Origin of the sequence: Butyrivibrio hungatei, from assembly GCF_001858005.1 — a bacterium.
Lineage (GTDB): Bacteria > Bacillota > Clostridia > Lachnospirales > Lachnospiraceae > Butyrivibrio > Butyrivibrio hungatei.
The window spans coordinates 95,398-118,017 of the sequence record NZ_CP017832.1; the positions used below are offsets into that span (position 1 = coordinate 95,398).

Annotated in this window: 30 protein-coding genes and 1 CRISPR repeat array; of the genes, 12 read left to right on the top strand and 18 right to left on the bottom strand. The window is 35.6% G+C overall.

Translation table 11 applies throughout. The features are described from left to right. Positions 1–317: 317 nt before the first annotated feature. The 4 genes from bhn_RS14965 to bhn_RS14975 all read right to left on the bottom strand — a co-directional run bounded on the left by bhn_RS14965 (position 318) and on the right by bhn_RS14975 (position 2,146). A complete protein-coding gene (locus bhn_RS14965; RefSeq protein WP_071177640.1) occupies positions 318–866 on the bottom strand; it encodes a hypothetical protein in 549 nt (182 codons plus the stop codon). A 70-nt stretch (positions 867–936) separates the two neighbouring features. Continuing rightward, the gene (locus bhn_RS15760; RefSeq protein ID WP_161487345.1) at positions 937–1,110 is read right to left on the bottom strand and encodes a hypothetical protein; all 174 of its coding nucleotides are present in this window, start codon (positions 1,108–1,110) and stop codon (positions 937–939) included. Positions 1,111–1,188: 78 nt separating this feature from the next. Further along, positions 1,189–1,422 (bottom strand): hypothetical protein, encoded by a 234-nt coding sequence (locus bhn_RS14970; RefSeq protein ID WP_071177641.1) that lies wholly within the window; start codon positions 1,420–1,422, stop codon positions 1,189–1,191. 106 nt (positions 1,423–1,528) lie between these two features. Next, positions 1,529–2,146, bottom strand: coding sequence for an anthrax toxin lethal factor-related metalloendopeptidase (locus bhn_RS14975; RefSeq protein WP_071177642.1), 618 nt, complete (start codon positions 2,144–2,146; stop codon positions 1,529–1,531). A 224-nt stretch (positions 2,147–2,370) separates the two neighbouring features. Here bhn_RS14975 and bhn_RS14980 point away from each other — a divergent pair, with 224 nt between their 5' ends. Next, on the top strand, positions 2,371–2,715 hold the full coding sequence (locus bhn_RS14980; RefSeq protein ID WP_071177643.1) for a hypothetical protein: 345 nt from the start codon (positions 2,371–2,373) through the stop codon (positions 2,713–2,715). Positions 2,716–2,857: 142 nt separating this feature from the next. Continuing rightward, positions 2,858–3,908: a CRISPR direct-repeat array (repeat unit 36 nt; unit sequence ATCTAATAGTATAGAAATTATCTTTAAGTCTTAGAC). A gap of 139 nt (positions 3,909–4,047) precedes the next feature. Here bhn_RS14980 and cas2 read toward each other — a convergent pair. The 4 genes from cas2 to bhn_RS15000 form a co-directional block, all read right to left on the bottom strand. Further along, positions 4,048–4,308: a CRISPR-associated endonuclease Cas2 gene (gene cas2 / locus bhn_RS14985; protein ID WP_071177644.1), complete on the bottom strand. Its 261-nt coding sequence runs from the start codon at positions 4,306–4,308 to the stop codon at positions 4,048–4,050. A gap of 174 nt (positions 4,309–4,482) precedes the next feature. Continuing rightward, positions 4,483–8,232 carry a type V CRISPR-associated protein Cas12a/Cpf1 gene (gene cas12a / locus bhn_RS14990; RefSeq protein ID WP_161487346.1) on the bottom strand — a complete coding sequence of 1,250 codons (3,750 nt, stop codon included), beginning with the start codon at positions 8,230–8,232 and terminating at the stop codon, positions 4,483–4,485. Positions 8,233–8,391: 159 nt separating this feature from the next. After that, positions 8,392–8,676 carry a hypothetical protein gene (locus bhn_RS14995; RefSeq protein WP_071177646.1) on the bottom strand — a complete coding sequence of 95 codons (285 nt, stop codon included), beginning with the start codon at positions 8,674–8,676 and terminating at the stop codon, positions 8,392–8,394. A gap of 38 nt (positions 8,677–8,714) precedes the next feature. Beyond that, positions 8,715–10,127: an AAA family ATPase gene (locus bhn_RS15000; RefSeq protein WP_071177647.1), complete on the bottom strand. Its 1,413-nt coding sequence runs from the start codon at positions 10,125–10,127 to the stop codon at positions 8,715–8,717. A 235-nt stretch (positions 10,128–10,362) separates the two neighbouring features. Here bhn_RS15000 and bhn_RS15005 point away from each other — a divergent pair, with 235 nt between their 5' ends. Together bhn_RS15005 and bhn_RS15010 are read left to right on the top strand one after the other, a co-directional pair. Next, on the top strand, positions 10,363–11,319 hold the full coding sequence (locus tag bhn_RS15005) for a hypothetical protein (RefSeq protein ID WP_071177648.1): 957 nt from the start codon (positions 10,363–10,365) through the stop codon (positions 11,317–11,319). Between the two features lie 240 nt (positions 11,320–11,559). Beyond that, complete coding sequence (locus bhn_RS15010; protein WP_071177649.1) at positions 11,560–11,970, top strand: hypothetical protein; 411 nt, start codon at positions 11,560–11,562, stop codon at positions 11,968–11,970. Positions 11,971–12,021: 51 nt separating this feature from the next. On the opposite strand, the gene bhn_RS15015 is transcribed toward bhn_RS15010, so the two are convergent. Together bhn_RS15015 and bhn_RS15020 are read right to left on the bottom strand one after the other, a co-directional pair. Next, positions 12,022–12,351: a type II toxin-antitoxin system death-on-curing family toxin gene (locus tag bhn_RS15015; RefSeq protein ID WP_330393273.1), complete on the bottom strand. Its 330-nt coding sequence runs from the start codon at positions 12,349–12,351 to the stop codon at positions 12,022–12,024. Positions 12,352–12,404: 53 nt separating this feature from the next. Next, complete coding sequence (locus bhn_RS15020) at positions 12,405–12,593, bottom strand: hypothetical protein (RefSeq protein WP_148661985.1); 189 nt, start codon at positions 12,591–12,593, stop codon at positions 12,405–12,407. Positions 12,594–12,950: 357 nt separating this feature from the next. Here bhn_RS15020 and bhn_RS15025 point away from each other — a divergent pair, with 357 nt between their 5' ends. From bhn_RS15025 to bhn_RS15045, 5 genes are all read left to right on the top strand, one after another. Further along, positions 12,951–13,310 (top strand): HU family DNA-binding protein, encoded by a 360-nt coding sequence (locus bhn_RS15025; protein ID WP_071177652.1) that lies wholly within the window; start codon positions 12,951–12,953, stop codon positions 13,308–13,310. 458 nt (positions 13,311–13,768) lie between these two features. Then, on the top strand, positions 13,769–13,924 hold the full coding sequence (locus tag bhn_RS15765) for a hypothetical protein (protein ID WP_161487347.1): 156 nt from the start codon (positions 13,769–13,771) through the stop codon (positions 13,922–13,924). Beyond that, positions 13,902–14,222 carry a hypothetical protein gene (locus bhn_RS15035; protein ID WP_071177654.1) on the top strand — a complete coding sequence of 107 codons (321 nt, stop codon included), beginning with the start codon at positions 13,902–13,904 and terminating at the stop codon, positions 14,220–14,222. The genes bhn_RS15765 and bhn_RS15035 overlap by 23 nt, the downstream gene beginning before the upstream one ends. Positions 14,223–14,427: 205 nt before the next feature. Then, the gene (locus bhn_RS15040; RefSeq protein WP_071177655.1) at positions 14,428–14,625 is read left to right on the top strand and encodes a hypothetical protein; all 198 of its coding nucleotides are present in this window, start codon (positions 14,428–14,430) and stop codon (positions 14,623–14,625) included. Next, positions 14,625–15,695 carry a DUF4317 family protein gene (locus bhn_RS15045; protein WP_071177656.1) on the top strand — a complete coding sequence of 357 codons (1,071 nt, stop codon included), beginning with the start codon at positions 14,625–14,627 and terminating at the stop codon, positions 15,693–15,695. Before bhn_RS15040 ends, bhn_RS15045 begins: the two co-directional genes overlap by 1 nt. A gap of 1,487 nt (positions 15,696–17,182) precedes the next feature. On the opposite strand, the gene bhn_RS15055 is transcribed toward bhn_RS15045, so the two are convergent. The 6 genes from bhn_RS15055 to bhn_RS15070 all read right to left on the bottom strand — a co-directional run bounded on the left by bhn_RS15055 (position 17,183) and on the right by bhn_RS15070 (position 19,367). Beyond that, complete coding sequence (locus tag bhn_RS15055) at positions 17,183–17,497, bottom strand: hypothetical protein (RefSeq protein ID WP_071177658.1); 315 nt, start codon at positions 17,495–17,497, stop codon at positions 17,183–17,185. A gap of 68 nt (positions 17,498–17,565) precedes the next feature. Beyond that, positions 17,566–17,820, bottom strand: coding sequence for a hypothetical protein (locus tag bhn_RS15060; RefSeq protein ID WP_071177659.1), 255 nt, complete (start codon positions 17,818–17,820; stop codon positions 17,566–17,568). A 78-nt stretch (positions 17,821–17,898) separates the two neighbouring features. Continuing rightward, a complete protein-coding gene (locus bhn_RS15770) occupies positions 17,899–18,051 on the bottom strand; it encodes a hypothetical protein (protein ID WP_161487348.1) in 153 nt (50 codons plus the stop codon). Between the two features lie 102 nt (positions 18,052–18,153). Continuing rightward, positions 18,154–18,495 carry a helix-turn-helix domain-containing protein gene (locus bhn_RS15065; RefSeq protein ID WP_071177660.1) on the bottom strand — a complete coding sequence of 114 codons (342 nt, stop codon included), beginning with the start codon at positions 18,493–18,495 and terminating at the stop codon, positions 18,154–18,156. A 183-nt stretch (positions 18,496–18,678) separates the two neighbouring features. Continuing rightward, a complete protein-coding gene (locus tag bhn_RS16030; RefSeq protein ID WP_257786651.1) occupies positions 18,679–18,813 on the bottom strand; it encodes a hypothetical protein in 135 nt (44 codons plus the stop codon). Further along, positions 18,813–19,367, bottom strand: a complete 555-nt coding sequence (locus bhn_RS15070; RefSeq protein WP_071177661.1) for a hypothetical protein — start codon at positions 19,365–19,367, stop codon at positions 18,813–18,815. Before bhn_RS15070 ends, bhn_RS16030 begins: the two co-directional genes overlap by 1 nt. A gap of 246 nt (positions 19,368–19,613) precedes the next feature. Between bhn_RS15070 and bhn_RS15075 the strand changes: the two genes are divergently transcribed. The 3 genes from bhn_RS15075 (at position 19,614) to bhn_RS15085 (ending at position 21,122) form a co-directional block, all read left to right on the top strand. Next, positions 19,614–19,844, top strand: a complete 231-nt coding sequence (locus bhn_RS15075; RefSeq protein ID WP_071177662.1) for a plasmid mobilization protein — start codon at positions 19,614–19,616, stop codon at positions 19,842–19,844. A gap of 259 nt (positions 19,845–20,103) precedes the next feature. Then, entirely contained in the window at positions 20,104–20,385 is a 282-nt protein-coding gene (locus tag bhn_RS15080) for an HU family DNA-binding protein (RefSeq protein ID WP_071177663.1), read from the top strand. A 317-nt stretch (positions 20,386–20,702) separates the two neighbouring features. Beyond that, the gene (locus tag bhn_RS15085; RefSeq protein ID WP_071177664.1) at positions 20,703–21,122 is read left to right on the top strand and encodes a hypothetical protein; all 420 of its coding nucleotides are present in this window, start codon (positions 20,703–20,705) and stop codon (positions 21,120–21,122) included. A gap of 53 nt (positions 21,123–21,175) precedes the next feature. On the opposite strand, the gene bhn_RS15090 is transcribed toward bhn_RS15085, so the two are convergent. Then, on the bottom strand, positions 21,176–21,418 hold the full coding sequence (locus bhn_RS15090) for a hypothetical protein (protein WP_071177665.1): 243 nt from the start codon (positions 21,416–21,418) through the stop codon (positions 21,176–21,178). Between the two features lie 151 nt (positions 21,419–21,569). Here bhn_RS15090 and bhn_RS15095 point away from each other — a divergent pair, with 151 nt between their 5' ends. Then, complete coding sequence (locus tag bhn_RS15095) at positions 21,570–22,019, top strand: PBECR2 nuclease fold domain-containing protein (protein WP_071177666.1); 450 nt, start codon at positions 21,570–21,572, stop codon at positions 22,017–22,019. A gap of 261 nt (positions 22,020–22,280) precedes the next feature. On the opposite strand, the gene bhn_RS15105 is transcribed toward bhn_RS15095, so the two are convergent. Next, complete coding sequence (locus bhn_RS15105; protein ID WP_071177668.1) at positions 22,281–22,478, bottom strand: hypothetical protein; 198 nt, start codon at positions 22,476–22,478, stop codon at positions 22,281–22,283. Between the last annotated feature and the right edge of the window lie 142 nt (positions 22,479–22,620).

Sequence of the window (22,620 nt, forward strand, 5' to 3'; positions counted from 1 at the left end):
CTTGATCATATTTATTTTATTCTATAGTTTGTCTATATCTATAAGTATGGGCTGTTTACTTACAAATATACAAAACGGCAGCAGGAGTTCCTTGGGACTACTATATAGTAGTGTGCCTAGATAGAACCCTGTCTTTTGTTTATCATATCTTTTGAATTGCTTTAATAATAATATATTTTGTGAAACTTTCTACGGTTCAATCCTGCTGCCTTTTTGAAAAGCACGCAGATGGCGTTTTAGAAATATTTACTTAATGTATCAGGGAATTTAAGAATGAACTTTCAATGTTTTAAGTGGATAAATATAAGAGGCAGCACTTAAACACCTTCCTTTATTTTCTCCAATTTCACTTCTTTAATTGCATTGTCGTTCAATGTAATTATTGCTCCCCACAGTCCAGAATTCTCTCTTTTACCTTCGTATATCCTGGCATTTTTCAAATCATTACGGCATCTGATTAGGTTCACAATAACATTTTGTTTTAAACTTAAATAAAGTCCTTTAAATGGATAGAAGATATCCTTTGCGTCTCTTTCCCCTAATAAAAAATAGATTTTAGAAGCAAAATATACCTGTTTCTCATCACCCGAAGCCAATAAATATTCTATAGAATTGCGAAAGTCACATGAGAATTTCTTTTTCTCTCCAGATGTATTTAATGAACAATAGTACTCTTCGGTAGCGCTTAAAATTGCCCTGAAATTTATTGGATCACTTTCTTCCTGTAATCTTCCAGTCAACCGTAAATCCTCAGACAAATAGTGCTTATGTGAGGAATCCAAAACATAAGTATCATTACAGCCTAATAATTTTTCTAATTCTTTATTCACATATGCTTTTTTTATCGCATCAATATACTTATTCATAAATAAAATCCTTTCGGTTGTCGTAAGCAGAAACCTACTGCCTTTAGTGATGGGTAGTTGACTTGCTTACCTATAGAAATTTAAGCTTATCTACAAGAAGGAACTTATTGAATCTGTCTTGATACAGCTCAACTCCTGTTGAACCTGTTAAGATACCTTCCTGCTTGTATTCTGTTTTTCCGTTCTCATTTTTTACGGCGCATGAAAAGAATATTGGCAGCTTCATACATGCTGCCTTTGGCATCTTATTATGAGAACTTTAAGCCGGTTATCTTATTTTTCCTATACTTATATACTGAGTCAAGTCATATAGCCATAAACTTCAGTCCACTTCGTTTTCTTGTGTCCTTTTCTCATTTTGAGTGTCTGTGTCGCAGTTAGACTTAGCATTTTTTCTTGTATACCTATATGCTGCAGAGCTAATCACGAAACCCGCAAGAAAGATTGATGCTAGTGCTGCGTCACTCTTTCCTATACAAAAACCAGTCAGAAATAGATTAAGTCCTGCAATCCATAGATTGTATATTGGAAGCTTCTGTTCCATATCTTTGCTCATAGATTATTTTCCTACTTTCATTATTTACCATTACTTATTACAGCTATTATTTTATCACGGCAGCAGGCGTTTTGTTCTATGTTTTTATTATTTGTATTCCACTGGTCTACTTTGCTGTTTCCTTATTTCTTATCGAATCATAGGTAATGAGCAAGTTTTCTATATATGTATATGTATTTGGATAGTACTTCTTAAGTGATGTCGGATCCTCACAGTAATACTTATATGCCTGGGCGAAGTACTCATCTACTCCGCATCTTTCGTAATCAATAAATAACCCAGAATCTGTTTTTCTTATCAGCTCTTCTCCATAAAGTTTGTAGAACTCTTTGCTTTTTGACGGAAGCGTTCCTCCCTTCTTATATACCATATAAGTATAATCAAAGAAGTGTCCCATCTCATGATTACATGAGCATACTGCATAATCGTCATAACTTGACAGATATATCGATTTTTCCTTATATATCGTGATTCCTGCTATTGAATAGCCTTTTTGTAGTCCTATTGTAGGTCCATAAGTAGAATCCAGCTTGCTTCCTTCCATTACAGATATATTCCAGCCTTCTTTTTCAAACTGTTCACGTATTATCTGTGGTGAATACTGATAGGTTGAGTAGATATCCTGATCGAGACTTACTGCTGCAATTGCTATAATATGAAGCGAAACAAATAAGGATATTGACGTTATAATACTAATCACTGATATTTTAAGCGTTTTCTTCATAGGTTTTCCCCCTTTCCTATGAATTTCTGTGACTTTATTATATCAGAGAAACAGGTCTTGATATCTTATTGCATCTCACTTTTACTTTTATAAAGGTGTAATTATTTTTCATTTACGTCATTTTGCGTCATTCAACACTACAAAATTTCGTTTCTGTACTTGCTATATATATGCACAGGCCTTTTTACTCAATATAGCTGGTATAAGGAGCAGTTTGTTTATGTTTGAGAGTAGATTATATAGGGGAAGTTAGTAAAGAAAGAGAACATGTTGCAGAGTTATCTGATGATGACCTCTTTGAGCTCCACCAGATAATTTCATCAATGAGAATCGTACAGGAGCATAATGTAAAGCAATTAGGACGTGTATATGCAATATATGGTGATGATGTTTTTATCGTTAATTTAGAAACTGATAGTCTTAGAACTATTGGAGAACATCTTGCAAAAAGAGAGGTATTGTCTAAGTCTCAGTATGAATACCTCAAGGTATGCCTTTCATTAAAGCAAAGGTATATTCCACCTGTTCAGATGGTTATATCTTACCTGGGCGGTCTTTTAATGGCGTAAGTTAGACAAATAAACTTGTTGAAGAACGTAATTGGTGGTCTTACTTGTCCCACATTTCATGGAACTCGTTATTTTTCTCACCAATATTTTCTGTTTTTCTTTAATGGTGCTAGACAATTATAAAAGACAACTAGATATTACAATCTATAATTATAGAAATTATCTTTAAATCTTAGATGAGTGCATAGATATAGCAAGTACCTAAATCTAATAATATAGAAATTATCTTTAAGTCTTAGACCCATTTGCGATTATGGCAAAGACGGAAAATCTAATAGTATAGAAATTTTCTTTAAGTCTTAGACCACCTTACAACGAAGCCTTGCGTAAGATCTAATAGTATAGAAATTTTCTTTAAGTCTTAGACTTTTAGCTAAGCTTTTGATGAAATCAATATCTAATAGTATAGAAATTAACTTTAAGTCTTAGACGACAGCAAAGTTTCCCCCTAGAAAAGAGAATCTAATAGTATAGAAATTAACTTTAAGTCTTAGACTGTGTCGTAGTCAAGCCCATAATCACCATCTAATAGTATAGAAATTAACTTTAAGTCTTAGACCTATAACTCGACACTTATTAATATATTATCTAATAGTATAGAAATTAACTTTAAGTCTTAGACTATTCTACCGATTGCAAGACAAGCTCAAATCTAATAGTATAGAAATTATCTTTAAGTCTTAGACAAAAAAAATTGACACCCTTAAATTCTATATCTAATAGTATAGAAATTATCTTTAAGTCTTAGACTTTCACCAGGTTTATACATAGGTACATATCTAATAGTATAGAAATTATCTTTAAGTCTTAGACTTACTGAATTCATATCGCCCCGATATAAATCTAATAGTATAGAAATTATCTTTAAGTCTTAGACGACCCATGCGACCATTAAGCGATTGCTATCTAATAGTATAGAAATTATCTTTAAGTCTTAGACAACCATATGGAAGGGAGGTGAAACACATCTAATAGTATAGAAATTATCTTTAAGTCTTAGACAAAAAAAATTGACACCCTTAAATTCTATATCTAATAGTATAGAAATTATCTTTAAGTCTTAGACTCATTCCTGCAAAGTCACCACAATATCATCTAATAGTATAGAAATTATCTTTAAGTCTTAGACAAGTGATTGAAGCATACACAAGAAGCGGATCTAATAGTATAGAAATTATCTTTAAGTCTTAGACTCTTACACCGTTATTTTGCACAAAGAAATGTGTCAAATATTTGATTATAGAGTCATGTTTTGTCTATTATGTACATCTAAAAGCCTTTTTCACGTCGGGCATAGAAATTAAGACGGAGGTTTGCAATTTTTGAACTCCCTCAGGATATAATCATGATATCACTGTCTTCATTCTTTGCATAGCCGTATTTCGTAACTTTACAAGATGGGGATAGATTGAAAATGTATACACTATCTGACTGATCAAATTTTTTCATGAACTTATTCTCTATATCATTCATGATATTGTTAAGAAGTCTCGAGCTGTTTGTTATCTCGAATACTGAGTATTGTATTCTGTGTCCATATTGCTCTAAATATTTTGCGAACTTTGCTCTCTTTTTGTTATTTGATATAGCCATCTATATTTTTATGTGCTGCCGTGCCGTTTATTTGATACTCAGTCTGATATAGCATTGTATCAGTATTCCCATAAAGGTTATGAAAATAAATGGAGGCAGGGCAAAATATAAAAAATCATTTATCTGAGATAGCTGTATAAGATCATCCATATCTGCTCTTCCTCCTCATTTTTCTTATGCCTGCATATAATTAAGCCATTCTTTTGTAAAGTCTTTACTCTCTCCAGCATATTCAAGTCGGAATACGAGTTTCTTTGCAAGATTAAAAGCAAGCATATTACTTATATTGTACTCATTGCCATCAACAGGGGATTTATAGAACTCATCTTTGCCTTTTACCTGCGCATGTATACCTGTTACGGCATATCTGAACCACCTAAATAATTCTTCTACAAACGCACCAGGCACATCTTTATTAAGGATGTTCTCCGCAATATTGCCATTAAGGTCAGTTTTTCCGGCAAGAGGAATGATGATTTCGTTTACAACATCTTTGATACGCTTATTTTGCTTCTTTTCTCTGTCATATACTACAACATCGCCAGAGAGTTTAACCTGCCACTTGGTCTTTTCCGTATCAACGTGTACCGGGTAATCGACATAATCAAAATCAAATACAATACTATCTCCTGTATACGATATCTTAGCCATTTTGGAGAAAAACTGTCTCTTTGATGCAATACTGTTGTATCTTGAAAAATCAAAAAGGCTAGTAAAGCCGCTTGAAGGATCTATTCCTCTTGTATATGCGCCGTTAATAAAGAACAATATGCCGTCCTGATAAGTATTTCCGTTATTATTTGATAACTGCAGCGGATTACTTACACTTCCAGGTCTGCCGTCAACCACATCTTTATAGGTAAGATCAGAAAGTCTTTGTGCAATCCTGTTTTCAAATGCTTTAAAAACTTGATTATCAATGAACGAATATTTATTTTTTACAGCATCAGATATGCTTTCAACCGCAATGACAGCGTTGTATTCCCTTGCAAGCTTAAGGATTTCTGATATTGCAAGATCAATGTATGCTGATTTAAGCTCTGTATTTTCGGTATCATATATCCATAGCTTTTTATTCTCTTTCTTTTCAAGATATGTATCATGAAGAAGTGCATAGTAATCGACTCCGTCTATGACGTTAAGGGACAATTCTTTTATAATCTTAAGGCTGCTATCAAGAACCAATGCATAAACCATATCTTTAGTAGAGCGGGCAACAGATACAATATTGAACCCATCCTGCATCGCTTCTATTACCCTGTCGTTGAGCATATCGTTTACTCTGTCAGATACATCGTTGTTCTTAGTGTAGGTAAGCTGGAGTGTGTATTTGTCAGACATATAATTTCCTCTATATGTCTTATCATACTTCGCCTTAAACGATCTTACCTTGTGTGTCCTCATATATTCATTGGCTGCGGCCATATCTTCTTCAGATACACCAGACATTTCATTCTTTGACTTGTAAATAGCCTCATATATCTTCTTTGGGATATGCTCTCCATCTTCGGTAAGTTTATTTACCATGATACTTCCTGCTTTATGTGTTATTTCCTTTTTGATGGACTGTGGTCTGAAGAACACGGCCGGATTACTGTTAAGGAGTATCGTGGTCTTATCCATATTTGCATCGGAAAGGATGGAGCGAAACGTTTTTGTATAAGCGTTTTTATCCTCGGATTCTGTATATAGGAACTTAGTTGATATAAGGAATAGGTAAGCACTTCCGCTATCCACAAGATTAGCAATCTGTGCATAGTCAATGTAAGTCCAAGAAAGTCTTGATGTGCATGTATCTACTTCTGAAAAGAACTCTCCTATGTCACTGTATCTTGTAGGATCATTGATATCGTCAAGATTGAACTTCTGATACTGCACATACGCATTGGCAAACTCTGTGTACTTTTCAATAAGAGCCTGTATATTCTTCGCGTATTCTTCTTCTGTAATAGCCCCTGATGTTACAGCTTCTCTTTTGAAAAGACCTTTTTTATATATCTCATAAAGCATTCTGCCAACCTTTACAGGACGTATAACTGACTCGTCATCAAGAGTATATTCCATAGCATCCTTGTTTCCCTCAAAAAATGGGACTGCATGATCAGTAAACAGTATTTTCGGAAGCATCATAAAACTCTTCTGGCCTTTTTTGAGCGTCAGAAGTCCAGTAGCAGAATTGCCATCTTCCTTAATCTCAATGGGTTTAGAATCGCCAGCGAGGATAAAATAGTAGTATTTCCCGTCGTGTTTTATAATAGCAGCGTGGTTTTTGGCAAATTTCTGCTCTCCATTCCACCACTGTGTACGAAGTCTCGCTGGAGTTCCAAAACAAGTCTGTTTTTCTTCAGCAGTGTCTTTGACTGATTTAGTAATGTAGTTTCGCACAAGATTTTCAGCCTTATAAGTAAGCCTGATATTCTCATATATTTCATCAAAGCGGTTATAGAACGAAACATCTGCATCTTCGTTTTCGTCGGGCATGGATATAACTGAGATTATGTTTCTGACTTCAGTCAATGCATCAAAGAAATCTACTAGCATCTCTTGTACGTGTTTGTCCCCTTTGATATGCCTTTTTTTAAAAATATCACCACCTTCAAGAACCTTGTAATACATTTTTGCTTCTTTGATAAGCTCTTCCGTTTTAGCCACATAAAGATTAAAAGCGCCTTTTGAAAGACCAATAACATTTTCATCGATAGAAGTAACCGCTTCATCAAGAGCTGTAAAAGAGTAATCCTTTTTCACAACAAGGCTCTGTGCAATGTCAACTCTCTTTTCAAGTTCTGCCCTCATAGATGGTTTAAGCGCTTCGTTTTTGAGCATTTCATGTATTTCAACAAGTTCAGCTTTAACAAGATTATCTGTTATGGCTTTATGTTCGCCTAAAAGAGCGTGCGAAAGGATATGGAGTCTATTACCCTTCACGCATACACCATTTCCGTTTGTAGCTTCAAGTGTCTCTTTAAAAAGGCCCAACATTTTTGTTGCAGCGCCATCAAATGATTCCCAGGCACTTTTAATAACTCTTCTGACTTCATCATCTGTTTTTATGGCAGTAATTACAAACTGTTTTTCAGATGAGAACAGCGTCTGCTTATAGAGCTGGTTTATCTTTCTAAGATATGGTTTATCCAACTTCTGATTCTTTACGTCTATGTTGTATTCGTTTATAAGTACATTGAGCCCTTTAGTCTCTATGCCGTTTTCTGTAATCTTTCCCGCAATTACAAGGTTATATCCGTCAATAGCGTCCTGAGATAGTATCTTTGTATAATACTGAGCTGTTTTCATCAGTTCGAGCTCATCAGAATAATTATTAGCAATGTCTTTAGCTTCATTAAAGATTGCTTCGATTCTAGGAATATTACTGCAATATATTTTGAAATTTTCTATAACCCTTTCAGGCATCCATACAGTAAGGGCCGTAATCCTTGTCGTTAGAAACTTAGAAAACAATGCAAGGCAGCCTTTTGTCTCTTCTATATCTTTCAAGGCCACATCTTTCCTTAACTCTGTGTCCGTTGCATGGAGAACATACTCTCTTAATACCTCCTGTAAAAATGCAGCAGAATTAATTTGCGAACATTTTAAGCCCTTTGGAAGTGCTTCATCTACAGCCTTCATGAGCACTTTTTTAAGTGCTTTTTCCTCTTTTGCCCAAGACTTTTTATCCTTATTTATATATGCATCATGCATAGCATTAAAGTCATAGTCAACGTCTGATAATGCTCTGGACGCAGTAGATCTGATAAAACTATCTATTACAGGTTTTAACCTTTCAAGAGAACTATATAAAGCCGCGTCATATTTCCTATCTCCCTTTTCGTCTATCACGTTTTGTGTCTTTCCCTGTGGGATGAGCTCCATTCTGAGCGCCTTAGTAATATGGTTTCTTTTTGTAAACTCCTCGTAATTTAACATAGGTCTTTTTTCATCTCCTTTATAATATTGTGTTGAGTATTCATCGTATAGCATTGTCTTAGTTGTAACACTTTTTCTTTACAGAGCCTTTGGAGGCTAGTTATAAGCTCCTCTTTATTTTTTATCCTCTTTTATTATTCACTCCACAACAATGTTTTACTAAGCTGTTTTCTTATAATATGCCTTCTCTTTGTTTTCTTCAAAAGTAATGCTTATCTCTGTTATGCTATAAAGTATTTCTTCGTCGCCTCTACAGAAGTATTCCCATGCTCCTTTGCATTCATCTATAGCCTGCTGCCTTCTTTTGCTAAAATTTGGTGCCTTTAGTGTTGCCCAGCCTTTTCCATATTTTTTGCTATCAAAATTTATCTCTATTGTGGCTGTGCCTGTCTCTTCTTTCTTTCCTTTTAATTCATATTCAAATAGTGCCTGATTAAAATCCATTTTTTATTATTATCTCCTACTATTAGTCTTAATTATGATTATATTGGCAGGAACAGATCGTCAAGCGTTAACACTTCCGATATATGTTCCATGTGTGCCGTTCCCGATGTTCCCTGTGCGGAAATCAGTGTTATTTTGGTTGCATTCTTGGTCTTTGTCTTGGTTTTAAATACTTCTTTTTTATTTATCAACTCTTTTTCATAGCCAGCAGATACGATATAAGGCGAATCCGTGTATTTGATTTCACATAAGTTGGTGATCCGGTCTGCTCTTTCTATTACAAGGTCTATCTGTGCTTCTCTGGTATTCCAGGTAAACTCTTTTGTTTCCACTCCGGATATTCCCAATGCTTTTTTTATCTGTTCGATGTGTAGCAGACATAGTATCTCAAATGCATGTCCGCGCCAATTATTGTATGCACCAGCATTTGACGTAAACTTATCATAACTAGTTACGTTTTTCTTTTCTATAAAGTGATAGTGGAAAAGTATGAATGGATCGATAAGCTGCAGGTATGCTGGGTTTCCTTTTTCATATTCTCGTTGAAAATCTATAATGTAGCCGCATTCCTTTAGATCATCTACGGCTCTATTGAACGTTCCGTTGGCAGCAGCAATCTTTTCCTTACAGTCGGTTCGCCTCATTCCATATATATGCCCTGATAGTTCTTTTAAGAGCATCCCATATATAGGATTTGATTTTAATGTTGATTCAAGAAGTTTTGACGTCTCATTTCTTAGTATCGCTCTCTGTCCAAAAAGAAGTCGGTCCGCATTTTGCCTAAAACTCTCATTACCATTTAGCATACTTAGAAAATATGGGAGACCGCCAAATATCATCTGACATTCAATGATCTGCTCACGCGACCAATCAAACTCATTATCATTTAGATATAGTTCTGTTTCATACAATGTAAAAGGCTTGATAAACAACTGCGATGTGACTCTCTGATATAGATTACCAGTATTAACTATCACATTCTTCATTATCCATGAAGTTGCTGAGCCGCAAATGATGAATAGTATGTCATTTTTTTGCGTGCCACATCTGTTCCAAAATTCCTCAAAGGCTAATAAAAAATCTGATTTCGGCGTGGCAAACCATGGAAATTCATCAAAGAAGATGATTTTTTTATTAAACACAGATTCTGCCGTAGTATTGTTATTTAATACCTTTTCAAGTCTTGCAAATGCTTCAAACCAGTTTTTTGGAATAGTGTTTATCGTGTCTCCATGTGCGACAAGTCTTTCTTTGAATGCCTTAAGTTGAGCTCTGGTATTACCTTTCTCGAGTCCAGTTGCTCTGAATGTGAATTGGTTTCCTATTGTTTGCTCAACTATATAGGTCTTTCCAACTCTCCTTCGGCCATAAACGCATAGAAGTTCGGACTTTTGGGACCGCATACACCGTTCTATTTCTTTTATCTCCGGTTTCCTTCCTATTACTTTCATGATATGTCCCTCTTGATTATTTTTCGTTGCATTAGTATTATATCATACATCAGACCAATTATCTGCTATTTTTTTGAGATAATTGGTCTTGAATATATATTTTTTATCAATTCAGACCAATTATATATGATTTTTAAACCATTGCACGAAGATGCTCTTTTTTATGCGGCACCAAAAACATCCCCTAAAATCCAATGAAGAAAGTGTTATCATCAAAACATGGAGGTAATTACATATGGAACCAGCATCTTTTATTGCTAATGATATATTTGCTACGATTAATGGAGCTGTAGTTGAGGGAAATACAGCATCAAAGATATTAATAATTCTGGAGAAAAAATATCACTATTCTCTTGAGCATATGGACGACTTATTCTGTCGGGAATATAAGATCTCAATTAAATCATATATTAAAATTAAGCAGCTACAATGTGCTTATGAAATATGGGTGAATAATGGATGCGAATCGCTTACAGAAGCAGGGGAATATCATCAAATAAAAGAATTTAAAAAGAAGTTCAGAAAAGCATTTGGCAAGTCGCCAGAAGAAGCTTACAGTGGTAATGAAGATTTAAATATCTATATGCCTGGAGCAATAAAGGATGTCTTGGGAGAATCTATTCTTATAAGCGATTATCGTATCAAAAATGGCTATGTTGCTATTAAAACCGATCCTAAAGAAGTATTTTTTAGCTTGATGAGTTTACCTGTTTATGTAGTTCCTAAAAAAGCATGGAGAAATATTTATAATTCTAGTAATTTAGACCTGGAGGAGAAAAAACTCTACTTAGTGTTACTTTCAAGAGGGACTATAGAAACATCAACAAAAATAACAATGACTTATGATGAGTGTTGTGAAGCTGTTATTAGTCTTGAACTTTATAATATTGAAACCCCGTATGAAGATGGGGAGGCTTTAATTTTTTCACCAACGATACCTGATGGTTATCATCAAATTTTTGAGCACGAGATTGATAACTTTATTTCTGAACTTATTGCGCCATCATTAGTACCTATCGGTGATAAATTCCTCGGGAATTTTATCACATGGAAGCAGAAGGGGATGTGGACTATTGATGGCCTTGCTAAAGCATGTAATCTTAGTCTGAAAGAAACTAAAAAACTTTTATGGAAGTATATTAAGCTTGGTTATATAAGATACATTCCAGGAGCAATATATGCACAGGCTTGAACGAACGGTTATAGCACATGGCGAAAGCCGATTTTATTTCACAAATGACCACTAATCAACAAAGAGGTTATATATTCGTTATATATACCTCTTTTTTTTTGCCCTGTTCTTCAACAATCACCTTCTCATGATTGTGTTATATTTTGTTTCTCACGAAAAGACTTTTGCTTGCTATAATAGTTCACTTCGTTAGATAGTATATTATGTTGAATTTTGAGTTGTTAAAGAAAGGTTTTGAACATGGATTATATTATCTGTAAGAGCTGCAACATGCTTTTTAGAAATGTTGATACTCATAATAACTTATGTCCCGAATGTAAAAAGAGGGATGATGATTCTTATAAGAAGGTAACTGAATACATTAGTGAGAACCCTGCTGCCGATGGCGAGACAATATCTATTGCAACGGGTGTTGACCTTAAGACTATAAAAAGATGGGTTGTAGAAAAAAGGATCACTATTGCTGGCAATCTCGGATTGTCAACCTGCAGAACTTGTGGCGAACCAATATATGAGGGTAGGCTCTGTGATAGATGTAAGAATAGCCTTCTTAATGGTTATATGCGTGCAGGTGCTAAGAAGGCAGCATCAGAATCCGCAAAGATTAACCCTTCTCCTGCTCATACAGGCGGTATGCATTTCTTAAGATGAAATAAGAGGATTCACTAATAATTAGTGGATCCTCTTTTGTTTGTGCGGACTTTAAATTGTATGTTTTATAAGGAACTGCTTAACTTGTTCTTCTGTCAGCTTCTTATTGGCTACATCAAGTGTTACTTGTGCCAATTCACTACTGCTAATATCAAGTTCAATGTCATTAAAATGCAGGAATACGAGCATTGTAATAGCTGCTGTTCGCTTGTTTCCGTCCCTGAAAACCTGATTTGTTGCAAATCCAAACAAGTATCTTACTGCTTTATCGTAGATATTTGGGAAAAGATCAGCTCCTCCAAATGTTTGATAGGGCATATAGCACTGTGATAGAAATACATTTTCGTCTATAATGCCATACTCTCCACCAAATTTACTTATTTGTTAGTCGTGCAAAGCAAGAATCATTTTGTCATCTAGCTTTTTAATGTGATTCAATTTGCAAGCACCTTGAATGCCTCTGCGTGATTATCACACATTTTTTCACCGTATGACAATACTTCTTCTACGCTAAGAGAATTATCTTTTTTTGCAAGACCACTGATCATTTCGGATACATTTTCGTAATCTTTACTGTCTAAGAGCTTAAGATTATTGATTGTCTCTTCCATTGGAATTCTCATAATCATACTCCTTACATTCTCCTTTCCTCTTTCTATTTTATATATCAACAGGGAAAGAGATGTCCGCAAGTTCCAAACCCTGATTGATAACCGATAAGTTATCCAGGGCCTGAACCCTTTATTCTTTTTAAACCTTTGCCCAGCAAAGAATCTTATTACTTATAATAAGATTCTTTGCTGTAAGTATTAAGCAAAGGCGTTAGTAATGGTAGTTACTAACAAACTAAAAATATAAAATAATCTGTCTTTATTGTAACATATCTGTGCTTTTTAGCAAATTTCAAAAAACACTTGCTATACATATACACTTTCAAGGATATTATCTGTTGGAGATTAAAAACTTATGGAGGTTGAATTTTGGATACGCTACAAAAGAGTAAGACTTCAACTACTAAGGCTGACCTTGTTACTCTGGTCGCAAACAAATCTAACTATGACAAAAAGGATGTTGAAAAGATCCTTGAAACCTTTTTAAAGATTATTGTTGAGGAGCTCGTTAAGACTAAGAGGGTTAAGCTCTCCGGTTTTGGCACTTTCTATGTTGCTAAGCAAGCAAAAAGAAAGCAGTATTCTCCTTTTGGCAATAAGGTATTTGAATCAGGCGATTGTTGTGTGCCAAAGTTCATTCCTTCCAATGCAGTTAAGGATAAAGTTAAAGCAAAAGTTAGTCCTGAAATGCTTGATGAACCTTACTCATTGACAAGGAGTATTGGCTGATCTCCAGTCTAACCCAGATGCTTTTCTATATGGTGGTAGAAATTCTCATGGGATATCAAAAATTTACCTTTCTTTTTGGAACAGAGGCAAAGACTTACGGCTTCTTATGGCAGGTTCGAATCCTGCTGCCTCTTTTGATTATTACGAGGAGTTTTATTATGAGTACAATGTTTTTTAAGTAAAAGTGAGGAGTGCTCAGTCAAAAGATACCCAGCTCCAAGTGTTGAATTTGTTGTTGTTACTACGGATAAGACTAGCTATCTGTGCAGGTCTTTAGGAAAAGAAGATGCAGTATCAAAGTATGAACCTTATGCATTATCTCTTGACGATAAACCTTATATTATACTTCGGATTGATTCAAATAAAGCATCTGTTGTAAATAACGCAAAGCGCCTCCAAAATGCATGTTTTGAACTTTTCATCAATGCCGGTTCAGAAGATAGAGGTACTGAAAGGATATGAGAAACTATCTAAACCGTGACCTTATTACTCTTGGCAATAAGGTATCAAGACTTGAGGAACAAATATCGCAAAGACAGTATGGCGAGTATCTTGCCGAGAAATACAAGATAAAGAGAAGGGTGTTAAGCAATGAAGAAAAAGATTGTAATTAGAGTTATGGCAGCAGTTCTTATCCTTACAATGGGAGCAGGTATTGGTGGAATGTTTGTATCCTCTAGCAGAAAATTTCATTCTATTGAAAGCCAGACTACTCTTCCTATGATTGATAGGGTTGCTGCTATGGACTATGAGAACGGAAAGATTTCTAAGGAAACTGCTCTTAACAGGATCAGTAACAGGCTTGATTGCCTTAAGGCTGATTCTTATATTGAAGATTGGGAATATGATGAGAATGGTGAATGTTTTTACATCACCATGACTGGTGGTTCCATCTTCAGCTACAGTTTTTAATGTGAGGCATTTATGAAGCCAGAATTAGTTAAGATAATGATAGGTGTTATCCTCTCTTATCTTCTTATCAGATTCATAAAATCTACACGTATAGGGAAGCTTGTAAGTAGTCTCTTGTCGTTAAGTCTGCTTTTTGCTCTATTATACGTACTGTACGTTGCTTATAACATTATTTCCGCATTTACTTGAACTTATGGAGGTTTTTATGAAACATTGGATGCTGGCATTATTTTGTGCCCTTCTTTTTGTGGCTTCAACAATGGGTATTGCTGCAAGAGTATTTTTACCTAAGAAAAATAATAATGTTATTGTTGACTCTCAGGACATTGACGCTACTAGCGTTGATGTATCTAGTGATATTGAGAAGATGCTTGACGTTGAGATAATTGGAGATGTTTTGTGATGCTTAAGACTGATCTTTTAGAGATAAAGAAACTTTTTAAATTCCCAGATGCTTCTTTTGAAGGCATGGATTTTTGTGAGATATCTGCAGAGGATAATTCTTTTTCTGACTTCACTGACAGAATTGCCTTTTCGGGAGAAGGCAAATTCCTTACTAGGGATGAAGATGAACAGAAGGCGTTTACTTCTCTTCTTTCAAAATCACTCTCATTTTCTGCTGCCGTATCTCCTACGGACGTAGAAGTTCCTGCAGAACTTAAGAAAGTGTTTTCAGCTTATGTGGGAAACAGTCCTTATTCCCTCCCAGCCGACACTATCGTACGCGTAATTGGCGAAAAGTATTCTGAGGTTGGTTCATACTGCATTGTGCTATTTAAGGGTAGCTATGATATCCCTGTAAAAGACTCCTCAAAGACTAAGGTTGACGAGTCTGATGAGGTCTACAACTACTTTGCACTTATGATCTGCCCCGTTAAAGCTGAAAAAGTTGGTCTTTCACCAGACAGAGGAGCTGAGGATATAACTCGCAGCTCTGTATCAAGAAAACTTCAGCCTCCGGTATTTGGAATGTTATATCCTTCATTTACTGATAGGGCAGCTGATGACAATACATGTTTTGTGTGTACAAAGTCAGAAAAGGAGCGTGAGCTTGTAAATGCTCTTTTTGATACATTTGTACCTGCTCCTATTAAGAAAGAGAAGGCTATTATCAAAGATGAGTCTTTAGATTATTCGGTTGATGTAGCAACTAAACCATCTGAATCTGAGGAAAATAGTGTTTCAACTGAACATATTGAACCTTCTTCTGATATTGTTGATAAGGAAGTTGAAGCTTTTTTGGGTGATATGCCTTCTGTTAACAATATCGACGATGCTCTTTCATCTAAAAGGCAGCAGGACACTGAAGCCGAAGATGAACCATCTCGGATAATTGATGTCAAAGAGGATAAGTCTGTTCTATCTCAGGATAAAGTAACAGAGAGGGATGTTAACGGAAAGAGGTTCTTTATTATTCCTAAAGACCTTTTAACAGACGAGCTTCTTGAACAGATCCTCAGCCTTAACCCCTAATTCTATCATTCGGAGTTTTTATGAATAAAAAACCAATTAGCAGATACTCTGTACTCTGCTTTGTGTTATACATTATTTCTATTACTACTGCCATGCTAAGGCTTTTTAAAAAGCCTACTGGCAGTATATTTTTACTGCTCTTGTTTTTGTTCGTTGTGGATTCAAATGCAGAGCGAAATAATGCTCTTATTATGTCTATATATCATTAGTTATGATGCTTCTTTCTGTACTTACTGATGCGGCAATGTCTCCTTTGTTATAGGGATTTTCTTCATATATGGAAGGCCACTACTTTTAATGCTTACCAGGGAAATGCCTCAGTACTTTATTGCTTTTATTGGGGCCACGATACTATCATGCCTCACACCTTTTGGATATAGACTACCGCTTTATGCGATTAAAGCGAGCCCTGCTCACTTCTATGGCGATAGGCTAAGTAATGTCGTAAGTCCACGATTTGTTTCAATAGAAGGATTGTTCATGGTCTTTATGGCTCTTATCCTTGTTGTTTTATTCAAGCATGTAAACACGGACCTTTTGTGATATATAGAGGGAGCGTTGCTATTCTTTCAATCATTATGCCTATGATTAACGAATCGCTGTTAGGTTTTGTTTTTTATTATCTCTTTCAACTATCTGTTCTTCTCTTTCCTTGATTTTTCTTTAGAATATGAGGCTCTTGTTGAGGGTAATGGATATTGCCTTTTTAAAAGGATTTTTTAGTAAAAAGGAGCTGATAACTAGTGCCAGCTCCTTTATTTGTTACGTGATTGTTCAGCTGCTTTCGGAGTGCAAAAATCTTAAAAAAATGTACACAAGCTCTTTAAAACCCAGAGCCCATCTGATAAAATAATTGTATGCGTCACCGGTTTCTTTAATCCATCGTAGTTTGATGGGGAGAATTACTTGTGGAAGTAATGGTAGGGAGAAGAGACGATGATGGTCTAAAAGAAAGTGTTTACAGGTCTGGCCTTTTCTCATGAAAGGAGGGATGCCTATGGGATTCCATATTAGCAGCCTTTCCTTCGTGAAGATTTCGCGACAGAGAAAGGCCCAAATAGATGATTCATTTGAGTGTTGGCGAAGTGCTCACAGCAATCGGACTACTTATTCAGGCAGCAAGGCTTGTTGTGGATATCGTCAAGATGATTCAAGACTTCAGGAAAAGTCGCAACGACTAATCCGTAAAGACAAAATGAGCATCAAAAAAGACCGCGAATACTTTTGGCGAAGTGAACGGTCTTAATTGATGCTTCACATATAATAGCCAGGCCTGTAATCAGCCGGTGGCGTTTTCTTAATAATATATTACCACAACTTGTCAAGTATGTGCGTAAAAATCTCAACGTATCCCTATAAAAATACTACGTATCTGCATATTTTAGTGACGTCCTGCATATTTTTACCACCACTTTCCAAAACGTCTATAGACTCTTCTTTAGTGCCATATGCTAGTAGCCAATATTCTTGGCGCACCCGCTTTACTCTTAGTCTGTTATTTCAAGGTAATACTTTAGCTCGTCTCCTTTAAAATTATTAAGTGCAAAGCTGTTTGTTTTATGGTATAGATCTACGTATACTTCTGCAATATCCTCATTGAGCTCTGAGTAGTCGAAAGCCTTATAATTCATTACTATAGCCAGATTCGTAATATATCTGTAGTCGTGTTTCCATGAATTGAATGCATTCTCGTATGTATCTTTAATAGCATTTATCCCAAACTTGTCAGCTATTGAAAAGTCTTGCCAAAATGTAGTCGTCACTGTCTCCCCAGGCAATTTGATGTACTGTACTTTTTGCATCTTTTTTCCTCTCAAAATAAACTTGATTCTTCATTCTTCTTAAATACGCAGAACTTATTGGCTGGCGGTCAGATAATTTCCTTTTCTTCGATGAACCAAAAAGATGTATTATCCCCATTACTAATTGACACGTAATCTTTTTCGAAGGTATCATCTTCGCCTAATTCTACCTTCTCAGGAATATCTTCCCATTTTGCATCATAGTTGCTTTCAACATCTTCCTTCAATGCTTTCATGGCATCATCCTTGTTGGCATATACATCAATAATCTCTTCTCCGTAAGCGTTTCCATCACAGAACTGCTTGTATATATAAACTTTCATTACTTATTTTTATTCCTTTCTACTTTTTGAATATTTGGTTTGTTCATTGTCTGAATTAACTATTTCTGCCAGTACTTTTTAATTTAACGCTTTAAGTTCTGCCATCTTTATATCTAGTGCTTTGACTAATTCTGGTCCTACAATATGCCTTTTAGCTTCTTCCATACTCTCCATTGCTTTTAGTATGCATTCGCTAGTTAGTAATAACTCTTTGTCTGTAAGTCTGTTCACTATTCCGTCTCCTTCTTTTTTGCCTATTCACTGACTTTATTGCTTTACTTAATATATCCGCGGCAAGAATAGTCTTTCATCCCTAAATTCTTTATACAATGATCACGCACTTACCCTTACTCTTAGTCCTCTTTCCATTGCCAGGTGTATTTCTTCAATAATATATGGATTTTCCTCGATATATGCCTTTATATCGGCAGGGATTATCACTCTTTTGCTCACTTTATCTGCTAGTTTTTTTAGCATAACATTTTCCTCTTCTGTTATAGAGAGTGCTTTCCTTAGGGCGTTAGTTTTTTCTTCATTAAGGCATTTTCTACCACCTCGTTCCATTTCTGAAAGATATTGGGATGATATCCCAATATCTTTAGCAAGCTGCATTATTGTAAGGTTTCTGCTCTTTCTGAGTACTCTGAGGTATTCTCCGTAACAAAGGTTTTTCATATTCAGTCTCTCCCTACACCCCGCTTGGATATGATTGCAATACATTTATTTCAAATGCAATCGTTGATCTATCTGTAGCAGATATCCTATTTCCACCAATAAATGCATAATATTCACCCGTTGAAGTATCATGGATAACATCGATGCCATATATCTGTTCATGTTCTATATTGCATATAGTAGTCATGCTGCCTGTCTCTCCTTATCAGTCATTGTTGATGCTTTAATGTATAACGTTCTTATGGCTTCTCTGACTTCACCATCGAGTTTTCTTTTATCCATTAAAAATTCTCGTATGAGCTCTGTTGCGTCATTCATTAGTTATTTTTACTCCTTTCACCAATAGCGTTGAAAACTATTTCCTCTGCGCTTCTTGAATCTTCCCATACCATATCTGCATATTTTTCAACGAGCCATGACAGATAAGCTTTGGTCATATAATAATTATCTTCTTTGGAAGCTTCGTATTCGCCAGGGTAAATTTCAACAGTATGTCCACCATAAAGGTTACGCTTTGTCCTAGCTAAAATCCTTAATCTTTTGCGAATTTCAGCTGTTGTTGGATAACATTTATAACACCAGACTTCTCCCAAATCCTCTGTGTATAAAACATTTTCGGAGTAAATATATGCATATCCTTTATTATTGACATTAAGCAGTCCTCCTGTATCGTAAGAAACATTTCCTTGAATGTGTCCTATGAGGATTGATCTGTATCCACCATCATTTTTTACTTCAATAACATCAGGGCTTTTGTCCGTTCGTTTATGTCCCAGTGCTTCGTCAACATTAAAAACTTTTACGTCATTGTCTTTTACAAGTTCTTTACCTGCTGCCTTTATGACTTGTGCTAACTTATAGTATTTATCCATTATAAATCCTCCTCTGAACTAGTTTGATTTTGGTATAGGCTTTGTGATCTGGATTCATTATCGCATACCCCTATGCGATATAGAGTAGCATAGTGCTATGCGATTTCCAATGTACAGATTAACCAAATATCTTATGGTCTAATTGTGCAAATATTGCATAGTGCTATGCGAGCGTAAATGTTATATTATTTCTGATGTATTCGCTTCAAGCCATACACTTATTTTGTCTAAGAAAGGTTTATAAATATGGGATATAACGGATATACTGATAAAAAGAGGGCATCTAATAAGAAATACATGGAACAACTATCAAGGAGAGCATTTTATCTTACAAAAGAAGAAAATGAGGACCTAAAAGCTAGAGCTGATAAATCTGGCAAAAGTGTGAATAGTTTTATAAGAAATGCTCTTGGTTATCAGGACACCCCAATGCAGAATGATAATTATGAGACTTGTCCCGAGCATAAAGAACATTAGAATGCGAGTCTACCTGATGTAAGGTGGATTCAAGTATTATTTATTTTAAAGTTGTAATGATATGTTCTCCCCGAAACAGCCAGGTAAGTCAGAGTACATATCAACAATTAACTGTTTATCATTATTTTTGTTATCAAAAACCATTTAAAGTGTTCCAAAAGCGTAGTATACTTAAATCAGCGAATTGATTGCTAGAACAATAAAGTCGTTTAAGTAACCGTAGACTCCTAAAGTATTGTAAAAAGAAAGGGGACAAAACATGAACAAGACAGAACTTATTGATGCTATTGCAAAAGAGACTAAGCTTTCTAAGAAAGACGCCGGGGCTGTACTTGGTGCTTTCACGGACGTGGTTTCAAAGGAACTTAAGAAGAAGGGTAAAGTTCAGCTTGTTGGTTTTGGAACATTTGAGACAGCCAAGAGAGCTGCTAGAACAGGTAAGAATCCTCAGACTGGAGCATCTATTAAGATCCCAGCTGCTACTGTTCCTAAGTTCAAAGCAGGCAAGGCGCTTAAAGATGTAGTAAACAATAAACATTAATTTGAAAAGCCTCATTTAAGGCGAAAAACGTACGTTAAAATGGTTACAAGATTAAAGAGACGGACATCAAAATCCGTCTCTTTTTACGTTAAGCTCTGCTAATGTCAATTCCTCCAAACTCTGTATTCCTTGTTTGATTGTAGATGTATTATATAGGTACACATAGATGTCATGCAACTATGTACATATATTTTTAGTTGCTATTGACTGCGTGATAAAAGACGCATTTAGAGCATTATAAAATCTACTTGATTGACGCTTTGAGATAATGTTGCTATACTATATGTACATATATAAACAGGAGGTATAAACTTTGAATGACCTATACCGATAAATCCAAAGAATACAGCACTAAGTATATGAAGGATAAGCAGCTACGAGTGCCTTTGAACTGGTTAAAGGAAGATTTTGAGAATAGAGTAAAGCCAGCCATCCAAAGGTCAGGCATACCTGTATCGACCTTTATTAAAGATGCTGTTAATGAAAAGCTGATCCGAGACGGATTAGTACCACCAGATGTATGCGGTATTCCCGGCACAGTGGGATATGCTATACAGAAATACTTAAATGATGAAAAGAAGACGGTTCTGTATATAACTGTGGGCGATACCATGTATAGTTATATTAAGGCTGACAAAGCAGGGCATACATGGGAGACCGCCATCGAGGAGTATGGCGCTATGGAATGTGATAAGGTTTCTGCTGAAGATTATGTTGTTGAGATCAGATGCAAATGACTGATGTGATATACTTCTGTGGTCTCTTAGGATTCCAAAAATACAGTAAGTAATCATTTTTCAGTTATCACAAGCAGATCTGAAAGCAGCCCTATGTGAAGTGCTTGGGCGATTACAACATACTTATCTATTTCAGAGAGTCTTTTCTTATGAGCAGCTTCTCTATACCGCGCAGACATTTCCTTAATGGATTTGTTGTATTCCTGTACAGATAAGCCTTTGCTCTGAGCTATAGAAAGTATCTTTGCCTGAGTAGCAGGTCTGTCTAAATGTATATTTGAAACGTTGTTAATCATGTGAATTTGTCCTCCTGTGAATTGATATATTTACATGGTAGAGGAATGCAAGAGGCTTGTCATTTAACTCGTAGCGAATGGATTTGGCTTGAAATATGGAATTATCCCCAATATAATTAGATGCGTACATCAAACGAAGGAATTGACAGTAATGAACAGCTATACAGAATTATCAGTTGAGAAGATACTTAACGAAAAGTGCGTATCTATTGGGACTATCCCAAAGGAGATTGCAGATTTCATTGAGTCGAAAAAGCCGAAATTGCATATTGATACGACATCGCAGATAGCATTTTGGGATAACCGTATTGCACATACTGAGGATCATAAAAATGATTTCATGTCCGATATAATGTATGAGGATTGCTTTAAAACAATACCTGACTTCATCAGAAATCCCGATGTAATCAGTGTTAAGAAAGACAATAGTAGTATTTCGTTTATCAAGAGATTGTCGCAGGATATAAGTGTAGTAGTTAGGATAACGAATAAGGGGACTTACTCCTATCGTACAATGTACCCTCTCATGTCAGCTCAGCTTGATAAGTACCTTCAGGATGGTACGGCATGGGAATACCCAAAAAACGAGGCCGAAAATTGATATTGACTATGGTTCTGAATAGGTTATAATGAAAGTACCAAGAGATAGAAGCTGAGGACGGAACAGGCAGCCGTCGCGCCCTTGTGGTCTTAAAATGAGATGCTGGATTGCCACCCAGCCTCTTCTATCTTAACGACAAAGAAGTTCCGACTCACTGTTGCAAACAGAGTGCCAAGGAGCTTTTTTGTTGCTCTTTTTTTGTCTTTTGAGTGTACTAACTCACTATACAATTCAGATTGATGATATAATATCTTCCAATTATTATTTTCCATTTAATTTCTCTGCCAGAATTTGAGCCATGCATTCATCAGCCTTTTTATTAAGTTCCGTTCTATCAGGCTTTGGGGTGTTTCGGATTGTCTCGATAATGCTTTTGCCAATCCAGCCACTCAATGCACCCATATATGGCTTAAAATAATGAATTTCTTTTGGTTTTGCCATTTGTATCACCTCACTCATCTGGCTTCCTCCTTCCCTAAAATGATTTATATATCAAAATAGGGGAGGTCAACCTCGCCCTACTTGATAACTGATTAGTTATTTTTTTCAGGCGATTAACCTGTATTCTATTTCCTCCGTTCTATCTCGTTCAAATCATATA